At 76.2% G+C, this 15511-nt stretch carries 12 protein-coding genes and 1 riboswitch; of the genes, 8 read left to right on the top strand and 4 right to left on the bottom strand.

The window, feature by feature from the left end; translation table 11 throughout:
• Positions 1–4: 4 nt before the first annotated feature.
• From meaB to cobM, 5 genes are all read left to right on the top strand, one after another.
• Positions 5–1018, top strand: a complete 1014-nt coding sequence (gene meaB, locus ABFY07_RS10275) for a methylmalonyl Co-A mutase-associated GTPase MeaB (protein WP_346174179.1) — start codon at positions 5–7, stop codon at positions 1016–1018.
• 57 nt (positions 1019–1075) lie between these two features.
• The gene (locus ABFY07_RS10280; RefSeq protein WP_346174180.1) at positions 1076–1810 is read left to right on the top strand and encodes a (2Fe-2S)-binding protein; all 735 of its coding nucleotides are present in this window, start codon (positions 1076–1078) and stop codon (positions 1808–1810) included.
• A 37-nt stretch (positions 1811–1847) separates the two neighbouring features.
• Complete coding sequence (locus tag ABFY07_RS10285; protein WP_346174181.1) at positions 1848–2681, top strand: acyltransferase; 834 nt, start codon at positions 1848–1850, stop codon at positions 2679–2681.
• A gap of 62 nt (positions 2682–2743) precedes the next feature.
• Complete coding sequence (gene cbiE / locus ABFY07_RS10290; RefSeq protein ID WP_428836899.1) at positions 2744–3991, top strand: precorrin-6y C5,15-methyltransferase (decarboxylating) subunit CbiE; 1248 nt, start codon at positions 2744–2746, stop codon at positions 3989–3991.
• Entirely contained in the window at positions 3988–4731 is a 744-nt protein-coding gene (gene cobM, locus ABFY07_RS10295) for a precorrin-4 C(11)-methyltransferase (protein ID WP_346174183.1), read from the top strand. The genes cbiE and cobM overlap by 4 nt, the downstream gene beginning before the upstream one ends.
• 181 nt (positions 4732–4912) lie before the next feature.
• On the opposite strand, the gene ABFY07_RS10300 is transcribed toward cobM, so the two are convergent.
• Positions 4913–6067 (bottom strand): cobalt-precorrin-5B (C(1))-methyltransferase, encoded by a 1155-nt coding sequence (locus ABFY07_RS10300; RefSeq protein WP_346174184.1) that lies wholly within the window; start codon positions 6065–6067, stop codon positions 4913–4915.
• A gap of 53 nt (positions 6068–6120) precedes the next feature.
• Between ABFY07_RS10300 and ABFY07_RS10305 the strand changes: the two genes are divergently transcribed.
• Complete coding sequence (locus ABFY07_RS10305; RefSeq protein WP_346174185.1) at positions 6121–6888, top strand: cobalt-precorrin-6A reductase; 768 nt, start codon at positions 6121–6123, stop codon at positions 6886–6888.
• 15 nt (positions 6889–6903) lie between these two features.
• Here the strand turns inward: ABFY07_RS10305 and ABFY07_RS10310 are convergent, their stop codons facing one another.
• From ABFY07_RS10310 to ABFY07_RS10320, 3 genes are read right to left on the bottom strand one after another with little or no spacing between them, the layout of a single operon-like run.
• A complete protein-coding gene (locus tag ABFY07_RS10310) occupies positions 6904–8415 on the bottom strand; it encodes a precorrin-2 C(20)-methyltransferase (RefSeq protein ID WP_346174186.1) in 1512 nt (503 codons plus the stop codon).
• Positions 8412–9053: a precorrin-8X methylmutase gene (locus ABFY07_RS10315; protein ID WP_076972007.1), complete on the bottom strand. Its 642-nt coding sequence runs from the start codon at positions 9051–9053 to the stop codon at positions 8412–8414. The genes ABFY07_RS10310 and ABFY07_RS10315 overlap by 4 nt, the downstream gene beginning before the upstream one ends.
• Positions 9050–11152: a nitrite reductase gene (locus ABFY07_RS10320; RefSeq protein ID WP_346174187.1), complete on the bottom strand. Its 2103-nt coding sequence runs from the start codon at positions 11150–11152 to the stop codon at positions 9050–9052. The genes ABFY07_RS10315 and ABFY07_RS10320 overlap by 4 nt, the downstream gene beginning before the upstream one ends.
• A gap of 118 nt (positions 11153–11270) precedes the next feature.
• Positions 11271–11352, top strand: a riboswitch (cobalamin riboswitch).
• Positions 11353–11406: 54 nt separating this feature from the next.
• Between ABFY07_RS10320 and cobN the strand changes: the two genes are divergently transcribed.
• On the top strand, positions 11407–15042 hold the full coding sequence (gene cobN, locus ABFY07_RS10325; protein ID WP_346174188.1) for a cobaltochelatase subunit CobN: 3636 nt from the start codon (positions 11407–11409) through the stop codon (positions 15040–15042).
• Positions 15035–15508, top strand: coding sequence for an NUDIX hydrolase (locus ABFY07_RS10330; RefSeq protein ID WP_346174189.1), 474 nt, complete (start codon positions 15035–15037; stop codon positions 15506–15508). The genes cobN and ABFY07_RS10330 overlap by 8 nt, the downstream gene beginning before the upstream one ends.
• Positions 15509–15511 lie beyond the last annotated feature (3 nt).

A 15511-nucleotide genomic window follows, 5' to 3' on the forward strand; every position in this document is an offset into this window, starting at 1 on the left:
GCCCATGCCGGCGAAGAGGAAACCCACCATCGACATCGACACCTATGTGAAGGGGGTGCTCGACGGCTCCCGCGCCCACATCGCCCGCGCCATCACCCTCGTCGAGTCCACCCGCCCCGACCACCGCGCCCTCGCCCAGCGGCTGCTGATCGAACTGCTGCCGCACGCGGGCGGGGCGCGCCGGGTCGGCATCAGCGGCGTGCCCGGGGTGGGCAAGTCCACCTTCATCGACGCGCTCGGCTCGCTGCTCACCGGGCTCGGCCACAAGGTCGCGGTGCTCGCCGTCGACCCCTCCTCCAGCCGCACCGGCGGCTCCATCCTCGGCGACAAGACCCGCATGGCGCGGCTCGCGGTCGACCCGGCCGCCTTCGTCCGTCCCTCGCCGAGCGCCGGAACGCTCGGCGGGGTGGCCCGCGCCACCCGCGAGTCCATGGTGGTCATGGAGGCCGCGGGCTACGACGTGCTGCTGGTCGAGACGGTGGGCGTGGGCCAGTCGGAGACCGCCGTGGCGAACATGGTCGACTCCTTCCTGCTGCTCTCCCTCGCCCGCACCGGCGACCAGCTCCAGGGCATCAAGAAGGGCGTCCTGGAGCTCGCCGACGTCGTCGCCATCAACAAGGCCGACGGCCCCCACACGCGCGACGCCAAGTCCGCCGCCCGGGAACTCGCGGGCGCCCTGCGGCTGCTGCAACCCCCGGACGCGCCCTGGAACCCCCCGGTGCTGACCTGCAGCGCCCGCGAGAACACCGGACTCGACGAGGTGTGGGAGCGGCTGGAGCAGCACCGCCGGGTGCTGCAGGCGACGGGCGCGCTGGACGCCAAGCGGCGGGACCAGCAGGTCGACTGGACCTGGTCGATGGTCCGCGACCAACTGCTGACCCGGCTGCGGGAACACCCCGAGGTGCGGCGGCTCCGCCCCGCGCTCGAACAGCAGGTGCGCGACGGCACGCTGACCGCGACCCTGGCCGCCGACCGGTTGCTGGAGGCGTTCGGGGCGCCGGCCGACGCGGACGGGTGACGGGGACGGGTGACGGGGACGGGTGACGTCCATGGGTGACGGGGACGGGTGACGTCCATGGGTGACGCGCCGCCATCGGTGGCCGAGGTGGGGCCGTTCTTCGCGCTGCGCACCGACCCCGCCACCGGCGATCCGCGCGAGGAGGGTTACGCGCCGATCGGCGAGGCGTACCGGCTGACGCGGGAGGGGACCGCCGCGCCGCTGCTGCGGGCCCGTGTCGAGGCGGTGGCCGCGGGGCTGCGCACCGACGAGCCCAGGGTGGCGGCCTCCCTCGCCTTCCAGGGGTTCGCCGCCCGGGTGTGGTCCCTCGCGCTCGGCCACGCGGCCCTCACCGGCAGCGTGCCGGGCCTGCGTCCCGACCGGCTGTGGTGGCACCCCGGGCGCACCGCCCCCGGCGACCTGTGGTGGCCCGGCCCGCTGTCGGTGATGGGCGAACCCGGAGGGCTCGCCGGGCAGGTGGGCGACGCCGCGTACCCCCATCTGCTGCCGCTGCACGCCGCCGTCACCCGGGCGTACCGGGTCTCGGGCCGGCTGCTGTGGGGCAACGCCGCCTCGGCGCTGGCCGGTTCGCTGCGGGTGCTGCACGACTGGTGCCACGCGCGCGGCCTCACGGAGGCGGCGCGGCGCGCCACCGAGCTGGCCCGCGCCCAGCTCGCCCACCCACCGCTGCGCGACACCGGCATCCTGACCTGCGCTCCGCCCGCCTTCCGCCGCCGCAGCTGCTGCCTCTACTACCGGGTGCCGGGCGGCGGCCTGTGCGGGGACTGCGTCCTGCGGCGGCGGCCGGGGTGAGGCAGACGGCCCCGCCGCGTCCCGATACGGTGTGCGAATGCCGAAGAACGAGAACCTGTTCTCATCCTGGCGGGGCTGGCGCGGGCGCGTCACCTCCCGCCTGGTCCACCGCGGGTGGCGCGCCGTACAGCAGGCCGGTGCGGTCACGGCCGACCGCCCCGGCCCGTACCGCTTCGGCCGCATCGGCGTCGGCACCCGGCTCGCCTTCCCCCAGGGCACCATCTTCGGGGAACGGTGGATCGAACTCGGCGACCACTGCGTCATCGGCGAGCAGGTGACGCTCACCGCGGGCATGATGCCGGGCCTCGACCTGGGCCCCGACCCCGCCCTGCGCCTCGGCAACGGCGTGGTCCTGGGCCGGGGCAGCCATGTCGTCGCGTCCCGGACCGTGGAGTTCGGCAACGATGTCTTCTGCGGTCCATACGTCTATGTGACCAGCGACAACCACTCCTACGACGACCCGGACCAGCCCATCGGCCGGCAGTGGCCGCGCTCGGCCCCCGTCCGCATAGGCTCCGGCAGCTGGCTGGGCGCGGGCGCGGTGATCCTGCCGGGGGCCCGGCTGGGCCGCAATGTGGTGGTCGCGGCGGGCGCGATCGTACGGGGCGAGGTGCCCGACCACGCCGTGGTGGCCGGGGCCCCGGCCCGGATCATCCGGCGCTGGTCCCCGGACGCCGGGTGGCAGCCGCCGCTGCGCACCCCCGCACCGGTGCCGATCGCCGAGGACACCACGGTCGAGCAACTGCTCGCGCTGGCGGAGCGGGAGCGTGAACGAGAAGGGAAGCGGGGACGGGAAGGGAAGCGGAATCGGGGGCGGGGGGCCGGAGCCGGAGCCGGAGCCGGAGGCGCGGGCGTCGCAGCAGGTCAGTAGAGTTTCCGGGACTGCCCCCGACCGACGAGGTAACACCTGTGAGCCCGCCGCCCCCTTCCCCCGTGACCGTCATCGGCATCGGCGCCGACGGCTGGAACGGGCTCGGCCCCACGGGCCGGGAGGCGTTGCACACGGCCGAGGTGATCATCGGCGGACACCGTCAACTGGCCCTGCTGCCGCCGGAGTGCCCCGCCGAGCGGGTGCCCTGGCCCTCCCCGCTGCGCCCCGCCGTCCCGGGGCTGCTGGCGGCGCACACCGGGCGGCGGGTGGCCGTGCTGGCCAGCGGCGACCCCATGTTCTTCGGCATCGGCCGCACCCTGGCCGAGGAGTTGGGCGCCGACCGGCTGCGGGTGCTGCCCCACCCCTCGTCCGTGTCCCACGCCTGCGCGCGGCTGGGCTGGCCCGTGGAGGACACCGAGGTCATCAGCCTGGTCGGGCGGCCCATCGCCGCACTGGCCCGCTGCCTGCACGCCCGGCGCCGGCTGCTCGTGCTCAGCGCGGGCGCCGCCACCCCCGCCGAGGTCGCCGCGCTGCTGCGCGACCGCGGCTTCGGGCCCAGCCGGATGCGGGTGCTCGAGCAACTGGGCGGCGAGCGCGAACGGCACCTGGAGGGCACCGCCGACCACTGGCCGCACGCCCCCGGCGACGCCCTCAACGTCATCGCCGTCGACTGCGCCCCCGCCGCCGGCACCCTGCGCCTCGCCGCCGTCCCCGGCCTGCCCGACCAGGCGTACGACCACGACGGCCAGCTGACCAAGCGCCATGTGCGCGCCGCCACGCTCGCCGCGCTGGCCCCCGCCCCCGGGGAGCTGCTGTGGGACGTCGGCGGCGGCTCCGGCTCGATCGCCGTGGAGTGGATGCGCGCCCACCCCACCTGCGCCGCGGTGTCCGTCGAACGCGACCCGGCGCGGGCCGGACGCATCGGCCGCAACGCCGCCGCGCTCGGGGTGCCGGGACTGCGCGTCGTCACCGGCGCCGCGCCCGGCGCACTGGACGGACTGCCCACACCCGACGCGGTGTTCATCGGCGGCGGCCTGACCGCGCCCGGCCTGCTGGAGGCCTGCTGGGCGGCGCTGCCCGGCGGCGGGCGGCTCGTCGCGAACACCGTGACACTGGAGTCCGAGGCCCTGCTCGCCGCCTGGTACCGACGGCACGGCGGGGAACTGGTCCGCCTCGCCGTCGCCCACGCCGCCCCGGTCGGCGGCTTCACCGGCTGGCGGCAGGCGATGCCGGTCACCCAGTGGTCCGCGACCAAACCCGCCGGACCCACAGCCCCCACTGGATCCGCCGAAGGAGCGACCTCCCCATGACCGTGTACTTCATCGGCGCGGGCCCCGGGGCTGCCGACCTGATCACCGTGCGCGGCGCCCGCACCCTGGCCCGCTGCCGGGTGTGCCTGTACGCGGGGAGCCTGGTGCCGCGCGAACTGCTCGCCGAGTGTCCGCCGGACGCCCGTCTGGTCGACACCGCCCGGCTCGACCTCGACCAGATCACCGACGAGCTGCTCCGGGCCCACCGGGCGGGCGAGGACGTGGCCCGGCTGCACTCGGGCGACCCGTCGGTGTTCAGCGCCGTGGCCGAGCAGATGCGGCGGCTGGACGCGCACGGGGTTCCGTACGAGGTGATCCCGGGCGTCCCCGCGTTCGCCGCCGCCGCGGCCGCGCTGGGGCGCGAGCTGACCGTGCCGACCGTCGGACAGACCGTCGTCCTCACCCGCGTCGCCCAGCAGGCCACCCCGATGCCGGACGGCGAGGACCTCGCCACCCTCGGCCGCAGCCGGGCGCTGATCGTGCTCCACCTGGCCGCCCGCTACGTGGACCGGGTGGTGGCCGAACTCCTGCCGCACTACGGCGCGAACTGCCCGGCGGCGGTGGTCGCCCGGGCCAGCCGCCCCGACGAACTGGTGCTGCGCGGCACACTGGGCGACATCGCGGACCAGATGAAGGAGGCGGGCGTGGTGCGCACCGCGGTCATCATGGTGGGCCGCACGCTGGGCGCCGAGCAGTTCCGCGACAGCCACCTCTACTCGACGGCGCGGGAGCGGCCGTAGGGCCTGTCTTCAAAGGGGGCGCCCTGCTCCCGACGCCTGGCACGGCACCTCGCTGCGTTGTCGCAACGCCCGAGTACGCCCAGTACGAGGGCGGTGCTCCGCCTTGCGATGTACCGCACCAGACGCCGCTCGCGACGCCCCCTTTGAAGACAGACCCGAGGGCCTGCCGTCGAAGGGCGCGTCAGGCGGCCGTCCCCCGGGGGCCCCGCGCCGCCGCGCGGCCCACGATCGCGCCCGCGCGGTCGATGCAGATGACGTCCACGGCCACCGGCGCGCCCCGCAGCACGCCCAGCGCCACGTCCCGGGCCGCCGCCGCGACCAGATCGCCGAGCGGCACCCCGCGCGCCGCGCACAGCTGCACCGTCTCCAGCCCGGTGTTGGCCCCCGCCACCGCCGTCGCCAGCTCCTCGTCCGCGCCGCCGCGGCGGGCGAGGTCGGCGAGGAAGGCCTTGTCCACCTGCGAGCGGGACGAATGCAGGTCCAGATGGCCGGCCGCGAGCTTGGAGAGCTTGGCGAAGCCCCCGGCGACCGTCAGCCGGTCCACCGGGTGGCGGCGCAGATACTTCAGCACCGCCCCCGCGAAGTCGCCCATGTCCAGCAGCGCGTCCTGCGGCAGCCCGTGCACCGCCACCGCTACCTTCTCCGAGGTCGACCCCGTACAGCCCGCCACATGCCTGCGCCCCGCCGCGCGCGCCACATCCACCCCGCGCCGGATGCTGTCGATCCACGCCGAGCAGGAGTACGGCACCACGACGCCCGTCGTCCCGAGGATCGACAGGCCACCGAGGATGCCAAGACGCGGATTCCAGGTGCTGCGGGCGATCTCCTCGCCGTGGTCCACCGCGATCTCGACCTCGGCGTCCCCGGTGGCGCCGAGCCGGGCGGCCACCGAGGCGATGTGATCGCGCATCAGCTGCCGGGGCACCGGATTGATCGCGGGCTCGCCGACCGCGAGCGGCAGACCGGGCCGGGTCACGGTGCCCACCCCGGGCCCGGCCCGGAACACCACCCCGCTGCCGGCCGGCAGGAGCCGCACCGTGGCGCGCACCACCGCGCCATGAGTGACGTCCGGGTCGTCGCCCGCGTCCTTGACCACCGCGGCCATCGCCCGGCCCGCCGCCAGCTCCTCCCCGGCCAGGGCGAACGCGGGCCGCTGCCCCCTGGGCAGCTCGACCGTCACCGGATCCGGAAACTCCCCGCACAGCAGCGCCGTGTACGCGGCGGTGGCCGCGGCCGTCGCACACGCCCCGGTCGTCCACCCGTGCCGCAGCCCCGACCGCTCCAGCTGCGCCCCCCGCCCGCCGACCGCCCCGGCCGTCGCCTCCGCCTCAGCCACGGGCCGACCGCCGCGCATACGATGACGGGCGAACCGACGACGAAAGGCACCCGATGAACCGCGCGCCGGCGCGCCATGTGCTCATCCTCGGCGGCACCACCGAGGCCCGCCGCCTCGCCGCCACCCTGGCCGACGACCCCGCGCTGCGCGTCACCAGCTCGCTGGCCGGGCGCGTCGCCGAGCCGCGGCTGCCGGCCGGGCAGGTGCGGATCGGCGGGTTCGGGGGCCCCGAGGGCATGGCTCGCTGGCTGCGCGAGCAGCAGGTGGACGCGCTCATCGACGCCACCCATCCTTTCGCCGGCACGATCAGTTTCCACGCGGCCCGTGCGGCCGCCGACGTCCATGTTCCCCTGCTCGCCCTGCGCCGCCCCGGCTGGGTACCCCTCCCGGGCGACCGCTGGCACTGGGCCGACTCACTGGACGAGGCGGCCCGCCTGCTGCCCGCCCTGGGCCGGCGCGTCTTCCTCACCACCGGCCGCACGGGCCTGGCCGCCTTCGCCCACCTCACCGACCAGTGGTTCCTGGTCCGCTCCGTCGACGCCCCCCGACCACCCGCCCCGCCCCGCATGGAGGTCCTCCTGGACCGAGGCCCCTTCACCCTCGAAGGCGAGGCCGAGCTGCTGCGCCGCCACCGCATCGACGTCCTGGTCACCAAGGACAGCGGCGCCACCGCCACCGCCCCCAAACTCACCGCCGCCCGCGAGGCCGCACTCCCGGTCCTCCTCATACGCCGCCCGGCGGCCCCGGAGGACGTGCCCGTGGCGCCCGACCCGGCGGCCGCGCTGGAATGGCTGCGCGCCACGCTCGGCGCCCCTGGCTGACGTGTCCGCCGCCGCTCACCGCTCGGGGTAGCGGCGCGGTGTCCAGACCACCTCGGTGCCGTCGGTGCGACGGGTGGTGCGGGTCTGGGAGGAGCCGATCAGCAGGATGGTGCGCATGTCGACCTGGGACGGGTCGAGATCGGCCAGCCTGACGACCCGTATCCGCTCCTCGGGGCCGCCCACGTCCCGGCCGAGGACGACGGGGGTGTCCGGCGCGCGGTGTTCCAGCAGCAGCTCGCGGGCCTTGCCGACCTGCCAGATCCGGCTGCGGGAGCCGGGGTTGTACAGGGCGAGCACCAGGTCGGCCGCGGCGGCGGCGCGCAGCCGCTCGGCGATGACCTCCCAGGGCTTGAGGCGGTCGGACAACGAGATCACCGCGTAGTCGTGGCCGAGTGGCGCGCCCGCGCGGGCGGCGGCGGCGTGGGCGGCGGTCATGCCGGGCACCACGCGCACCGGCACCTCGCGGTACGGGTCCTCGGCCGCCGCCTCCAGCACGGCGGTGGCCATGGCGAACACGCCCGGGTCGCCCGAGGAGACCACGGCGACCCGCCGTCCGCGCCGGGCCAGGTCGAGCGCGAACTCGGCGCGCTCGGCCTCCACCTTGTTGTCCGAGGCGTGCCGCCGCTGCCCCGGGCGCGCCGGGACCCGGTCCAGGTAGGTGGTGTAGCCGACCAGGTCCTCGGCGGCCGCCAGTTCGCCACGCGCCTCGGGGGTCAGCCACATCGGGCCCGCCGGGCCGAGGCCCACCACCACGACCTCGCCCCGGTGGGCCGGGGCCTTGGCGCCGATCCGGCTGGGCAGCACCGCCACCGAGAAGTAGGGCACGGACGCGGGGTCCACCTCGGCCAGCGGCGCGTCGCGCTCCGCGCTCATGGTGGCCCGCTCCACGTACCGGGCCTCCGCCAGCCGCCCCGAGCGCTCGAGCGCCCGCCGCACCGCGGGGAAGGTACGGCCGAGCTTCATCACCGCGGCCGCGTCGGTCGTGGCGAGGCGGGCCGTCAGCTCGTCCTCCGGGAGGGTGCCGGGCAGCACCGTCAGCACCTCCTCGCCCTCCACCAGCGGCGTCCCGAGCCGGGCGGCGGCCGCGCTCACGGAGGTGACACCGGGGATCACCTCGGTGGGGTAGCGGTCGGCCAAGCGCTTGTGCATGTGCATGTACGAGCCGTAGAAGAGCGGATCGCCCTCGGCGAGCACCGCGACCGTGCGCCCCGCGTCCAGATGGGCGGCCAGCCGGGCCGCCGCGTCCGCGTAGAACTCCTCCATCGCGCCGCGGTAGCCGCCGGGGTGGTCGGTGGTCTCGGTGGTGACCGGATAGATCAGCCGCTCCTCGATGTGGTCGGGCCGCAGATGGCGCTCGGCGATGGAGCGCGCGATGCTGCGGCCGTGCCGGGCGCTGTGGTACGCGACCACGTCCGCCTCGGCGATGACCTCCACGGCCCGCACCGTCATCAGCGAGGGGTCGCCGGGGCCCAGCCCCACGCCGTAGAGCCGGCCCTTCGGCGCCTTGTCCTGCTGCTGCTCGCTCACTCTTCCTCGCTCGCAATCGCGTTGACCGCGGCCGCGGCGATGGCGCTGCCGCCGCGCCGGCCGCGCACCACCAGGTGGTCGAGCGCGGCCGGATGCCCGGCCAGCGCCTCCTTGGACTCGGCGGCGCCGATGAAACCGACCGGCACACCGATGACGGCGGCCGGGCGCGGCGCTCCCTGCTCGATCATCTCCAGCAGGCGGAACAGCGCGGTCGGCGCGTTGCCGATGGCCACGACCGCGCCCTCCAGCCGGTCCCGCCACAGCTCCAGCGCGGCGGCGCTGCGCGTGGTGCCCATCCGCCGGGCCAGTTCGGGCACCGAGGGGTCGGACAGGGTGCACAGCACCTCGTTGTCCGCCGGCAGCCGCTTGCGGGTCACCCCGCTGGCCACCATGTGCGCGTCGCACAGCACGGGCGCGCCGGAGCGCAGCGCGGCGCGGGCGCGGGCGACCACGCCGGGGGTGTACGCGAGGTCCTGGACGAGGTCGACCATCCCGCAGGCGTGGATCATCCGCACCGCGACCTGGCTGACGTCGGCGGGCAGGCCGTCCAGGTCCGCCTCGGCGCGGATGGTGGCAAAGGAGGCACGGTATATCGCCGCGCCGTCCTTCTCGTAGTCGAACACTGTGCCCTCGATCATGTCGTTTCCCGGGCCGCCGCCACGGCGTCGGCCCATTCCTCCGCTGTCACGTCCACGGCCACGTCCGCGGTTTTGTCCGCGGCGGTGCCCGTGGCTGTGTCCGTGGCTTGTGCGGTCCTTGTGGTCCCTCGTCCGGCGACCCGGTAGCCGTCGCCCGTCGCCAGCACGTCGACCCACCGGCCGCCGGGGTGGCCGCAGCGCCGCTCGCAGCCGGAGAAGTGCACGGGCGGACGGCGGCCCGGAGGCCGGGCCGGGCGGCCGTCGCCGGACGGCCCGGCCACCCACGCCACCGCGCGCTCCGCGTCCGCGCGCACATCGGCGAGGGACTTGGCACAGCCGGGCCGTCCCGTGCAGGCGGTCACCCCGAGCCAGGGGGAGTGCGGGGTGGTCACCAGCCCGGCGTCGGCGAGTTCCCGCAGCGCGGCCCGGCCGCCGTACGGGGAGAAACCGGGCAGCACCACGCCGCGCCAGGGTGTCACCCGCAGTTCGCCCGAACCGCCCCGGGAGGCGAGCTCGGCGAGCAGCCGCCACCGCGCGGCGGTGAGCCGCCCCAGCGGGACGGCGACGGACACCGCGCAGTGCTGCCTGCCCGGCCCGGCGACGAGGCCGGGCGGCGGCGGGCCCGCGGCGGTGCCGGGGAGCGACACCGGCACGCCGCCCGCCTCGCGCTGCCCCCGGCCGGCGCCGGGGGCAGCGCACTCCCGGCCTTCCGGCGGCCGCCGGTCCGCTGCCCCCGGCGCGCCGCCCCGGGTTCCGCCGACGGGGGGTGCCTCCCGGCCGAAGGCAGCCCCCGCCTCTTGCGCTGCCGGGCTCGCCCATGCGGGGCTGCCCGTGGTGTGCGGCGCGGTTTTCGGCGTGGCGGGTCCGGTGCGGCCCGGGGCCGCGGGATCGCCCGCCGTCCCGGCTACTTCCGTCGTCCCGGCCACTTCCGTCGTCCCGGCCACTTCCGTCGTCCCGGCCGCGCCCGTCGTCCCGGCCGCGCCCGCCGCCGGGGTGACGAGCGCCGCCGGGGTGACGGGCGTGGCCGGTATGCCCGCTTCGGCGAGTCGCCGGGCCAACCGGTCCGCCGTCACGGCGTGTCGCGCCGGCAGGTCACGAACGCGCCACGCCCGGGTGCCACTTTCGCGCACCGCGTCGAGGAACGCCACGGCGGCCAGCGCTGCCGCGCGCGGAGCGTCCTCGGCGCGCACCCGGAGTTCGACGCACGCCGGGCCGTCGCCGAGCCCGGGCCCCGGCCGGGGCCCGGGGCTTCCGGCCCCGTACTCCTCCGCAGGGCCGGGTCGGCGCGGCGGCCGCGCTCGGCCCTGCGAGTCGTCACCCTCCGCCCGGCCCTCGCGGAGCGCCGGGTCGGCCGTGAGGGCCGGGCGGTTCGCGGCGCCGGGATCGCCGGCCGCACCCGCCGCCGGCGCTCCGGCTGTCGCGGGCGCTCCGGCTGTGGCCGTTGGTCCGGCTGCCGCCGATGCCCCGGCTGCCGCCGACCCCCTGGCTGCCGCCGATGCCCCGGCTGCCGCCGACCCTCCGGCCCCCGCGGGGCCGAGCCGCAGCACCGCCCCGCCGTCCGGCTCTGCGATCAATGTCACATCGGCGCCCAGCGCGGCCACATCCCCGCGCCCGTCGTCGAACGCGAACAGGAACCGGCCCGAGAGGCCCGCCAGTTCGGCGAACTCGGAACGCGCGGGCCCGTCCTCGCACAGCAGGGCGTCCAGCCCCCTCGCCCACGCCGGGGCGTCCGCGTGTCCCACCCCGTCCAGGCCGGACAGCGGGGAGGCCACGATGTTCCGGACCCGGTCGTACCGGTCCGAGGGGAGCAGCCCCGCAGCCCTCAGCCGGGCCGCGAGATCGGCTCCGCACCCCGCGTCGAGACCGCGCAGCTGAAGATTGCCCCGGGAGGTCAGGGCCAGCCGTCCGTCGCCCAACTCCTCGGCGGCCAGCGCCAACACCAGCGCCTGACGTGCCGTCAGGGCCCCGGCCGGCACCCGCACCCGGGCCAGCGCGCCGTCGTCCGCCGGGTGCAGGCGCAGCGCGCCGGGGCAGGCGTCGTCGCGCCCCCGCAGGGGGGTTTCATCCCCTGGTGGGGTGGTTGTCGGGGGGAGGGACATGGCGGCGAGCATACCGACGATCGACTTCGGCTCACCGCCCCGTGGCAGGCCACCACGGCCTACTATGCTCCCCGGAGGGCCGGTCCCGGCCCGCCATCACACAAGACGGCACAAGGGTAGGAAGCCGGTGGAAATCCGGCGCGGTCCCGCCACTGTGAGCGCGGCAGCCGGTGACGCGGCGGCAGCGCGAGCCAGGAACTCCCGCCGTCTTCAACCCGCCCGGGGCGCGGACCCCGAGGAAGGCCTGCCGTCGCATGATCCTGCTGTTGTCGACGTCCGACACCGACCTGCTCAGTGCCCGCGCCGCCCAGAGCCCGGTGCCCTACCGGCTCGCCAATCCGGCCCGCCTCCCGCTGGACGACCTCCCCGCGCTCCTCGACGGTGCCGAACTCGTCGTCGTACGGCTGCTCGGCGGGGTCCGCGCCTGGCAGGAAGGGCTCGACGCGCTGCTCGCCGGCGACCGCCCGGTCGTGGTCCTGACCGGCGAACAGGCCCCGGACGCCCAGCTCATGGAGCACTCCACGGTCCCGGTCGGCATCGCCGCCGAGGCCCACGCCTACCTCGCGCACGGCGGGCCCGGAAACCTCGCCCAGCTGGCCCGCTTCCTGTCCGACACCGTCCTGCTGACCGGCCACGGCTTCGAGCCGCCCGCCCCCGCCCCGTCCTGGGGCCCGCTGGAGCGCGCGGCGCGCGAGGACGTCACCGGCCCGCGGATCGCCGTGCTCTACTACCGCGCCCACCACATGAGCGGCAACACGGCCTTCGTCGAGGCGCTGTGCCAGGCCGTCGAGGACGCCGGAGGCCGCCCGCTGCCGCTGTACGTCGCCTCGCTGCGCGCGCCCGAGCCCGAGCTGCTCCAGGCCCTCGCCGGGGCCGACGCGGTGGTCACCACCGTGCTGGCCGCGGGCGGCACCCGGCCCGCCGAGGCGTCGGCAGGCGGCGACGACGAGGCCTGGGACGCGGGGGCGCTGGCCGAGCTGGACGTCCCGGTGCTCCAGGCGCTGTGCCTGACCGGTTCGCGCGCCGCGTGGGAGGAGAACGACGAGGGCCTCTCGCCGCTGGACGCGGCGACCCAGGTCGCCGTCCCCGAGTTCGACGGGCGGCTGATCACCGTGCCGTTCTCCTTCAAGGAGACCGACCGGGACGGCCTGCCCGTCTACGTCGCCGACCCCGAGCGCGCCGCGCGTGTCGCGGGCATCGCGGTACGACACGCCCGGCTGCGCCACATACCGGCGGCCGACAAGCGCCTGGCGCTCGTCCTGTCCGCCTACCCCACCAAGCACTCCCGCATCGGCAACGCCGTCGGCCTCGACACCCCCGCCAGCGCTGTCGCCCTGCTGCGCCGGCTGCGCGCGGAGGGCTTCGACCTCGGCCCCGAGGACGGCCCCGACGCGCTCCCCGGCCTCGTCTCCGGCGACGGCGACGAGCTGATCCGCGCCCTCATCGAGGCGGGCGGCCACGACCAGGACTGGCTCACCGAGGAGCAGCTGGCCCGCAACCCGATCCGGATCCCGGCCGCCGACTACCGCCGCTGGTACGGGCGGCTGCCGCAGGAGCTGCGCGAGGCGGTGGAGGAGCACTGGGGGCCGCCGCCGGGCGAGCTGTTCGTCGACACCAGCCGCGACCCCGAGGGCGAGATCGTGCTGGCCGCGCTGCGCCGCGGCAACCTGCTGGTCGTCATCCAGCCGCCGCGCGGCTTCGGCGAGAACCCGATCGCCATCTACCACGACCCCGACCTGCCGCCGTCCCACCACTACCTGGCCGCCTACCGCTGGATCGCCACCCCCCGGGCCGACGGCGGCTTCGGCGCCGACGCCATGGTGCACCTGGGCAAGCACGGCAACCTGGAGTGGCTGCCGGGCAAGAACGCGGGCCTGTCCGCCTCCTGCGGCCCCGACGCCGCGCTCGGTGACCTGCCGCTGATCTACCCGTTCCTGGTCAACGACCCGGGGGAGGGCACCCAGGCCAAGCGCCGCGCCCACGCCGTCCTGGTCGACCACCTGGTGCCGCCGATGGCCCGCGCCGACTCGTACGGCGACATCGCGCGCCTGGAGCAGCTGCTCGACGAGTACGCCGCCATCTCCGCGATGGACCCGGCGAAGCTCCCCGCCATCCGCGCCCAGATCTGGACCCTCATCCAGGCCGCCAGGCTCGACCACGACCTCGGCCTGGAGGAGCGGCCGGACGACGAGGGCTTCGACGACTTCCTGCTGCACGTCGACGGCTGGCTGTGCGAGGTCAAGGACGCCCAGATCCGCGACGGCCTGCACGTCCTGGGCACCGCGCCGACCGGCCCCGAGCGGGTCAACCTGGTCCTGGCGATCCTGCGCGCCCGGCAGATCTGGGGCGGCACCACGGCGCTGCCCGGGCTGCGCGAGGCGCTCGGCCTCGACGAGTCGGCCGCCACCCGCGCCGGCGCGGACGAGGCGGAGGACAAAGCCCGCACCCTCGTCCAGGCCATGGAGGACGCCGACTGGGCGCCCGAGGCCGCCGAGAAGGCATGCCTGGGCCTGCCCGAGGAGCAGCGCGACGCCGTCGCCGCGATCCTCGACTTCGCCGCCCGCGAGGTCGTGCCGCGGCTGGCCGCCACCACCGCCGAGATCGACCACGCCGTGCACGCCCTGAACGGCGGCTTCGTGCCCGCCGGCCCGTCCGGCTCACCGCTGCGCGGACTGGTCAACGTCCTGCCGACCGGCCGCAACTTCTACTCCGTCGACCCCAAGGCCGTGCCCAGCCGGCTGGCCTGGGAGACCGGCCAGGCGCTCGCCGACTCGCTGGTGGAGCGCTACCGGCGCGACAACGACGGCGCCTGGCCGCGCTCGGTCGGCCTCTCCCTCTGGGGCACGAGCGCCATGCGCACCTCGGGCGACGACGTGGCCGAGGCGCTGGCGCTGCTGGGCGTCCGCCCGGTGTGGGACGACGCCTCACGACGGGTGACGGGACTCGAACCCGTCACCCGCGAGCAACTGGGCCGCCCCAGGATCGATGTCACCCTGCGCATCAGCGGCTTCTTCCGCGACGCGTTCCCACATGTCGTGGCGCTGCTCGACGACGCCGTACGGCTCGCCGCCTCCCTCGACGAGCCCGAGGCGGAGAACTACATCCGCTCCCACGCCCAGGCCGACCTGGCCGAGCACGGCGACGAACGCCGCGCCACCACCCGCATCTTCGGCTCCCGCCCAGGCACGTACGGGGCGGGCCTGCTCCAGCTCATCGACAGCCGCGACTGGCGCACCGACGCGGACCTGGCGGAGGTCTACACGGTCTGGGGCGGCTACGCCTACGGCCGCGGCCTGGAAGGCCGCCCGGCCCGCGCGGAGATGGAGAGCGCCTACCGCCGGATCGCGGTCGCCGCCAAGAACACCGACACCCGCGAACACGACATCGCCGACTCCGACGACTACTTCCAGTACCACGGCGGCATGGTCGCCACGGTACGCGCCCTCAAGGGCACCGCCCCCGCCGCGTACATCGGCGACTCCACCCGCCCCGAGACGGTCCGCACCCGCACCCTGCACGAGGAGACCTCCCGGGTCTTCCGCGCGCGCGTGGTCAATCCGCGCTGGATCGAGGCGATGCGCCGGCACGGCTACAAGGGCGCCTTCGAACTCGCGGCGACCGTCGACTACCTCTTCGGCTACGACGCCACCACCGGCGTGGTCGCCGACTGGATGTACGACAAGCTCGCCCAGAGCTATCTCCTCGACCCCGAGAACCGCTCCTTCCTCCAGCAGGCCAACCCCTGGGCGCTGCACGGGATGGCCGAACGGCTGCTGGAGGCGGAGAGCCGCGGCCTGTGGGAGCACCCCGACCCCGAGGTCCTGGCGGCGGTGCGGGAGCTGTACCTGGAGACCGAGGGCGGCCTGGAGGGCGGGGACGACGATGGCTGAGCGCGCCGACCCGACCGAGCGCACTGACCCGACCGAGCGCACTGAGCCGGGGACCGGGCCGGAGGCCGGCCCGGCGCCACTGGAGTCGGTCGCCTGGGTCCGCGTACGCGACGGGCGGCTGCTGGCGGTGCGCACCCGGGGGCGCGACGCGTTCTACCTGCCCGGCGGCAAGCTCGAGCCGGGGGAGGACGGGCCGCGGGCGCTGGCCCGTGAGCTTTCCGAGGAGCTCGGCGTGGCCGCGACGGCCATGTCGGAGTCGTTCGTCATCGAGGACGAGGCACACGGTCAGGGCGGCCGACGGCTGCGGATGACCTGTTACACGGGCGAGGCGGAGGGCGATCCGGTCCCGGGCCGGGAGATCGCGGAGCTGGCCTGGCTCACGGCGGCCGAGGCCGACCGCTGCGCCCCCGCGCTGCGGCAGGTGCTGCGCCGGCTGGTGGCCGAGGGCCGCGTCCGTCCGGCGTGACGA

Origin of the sequence: Streptomyces sparsogenes subsp. cuspidosporus, from assembly GCF_039532705.1 — a bacterium.
GTDB classification, from domain to species: Bacteria; Actinomycetota; Actinomycetes; order Streptomycetales; family Streptomycetaceae; genus Streptomyces; species Streptomyces sparsogenes.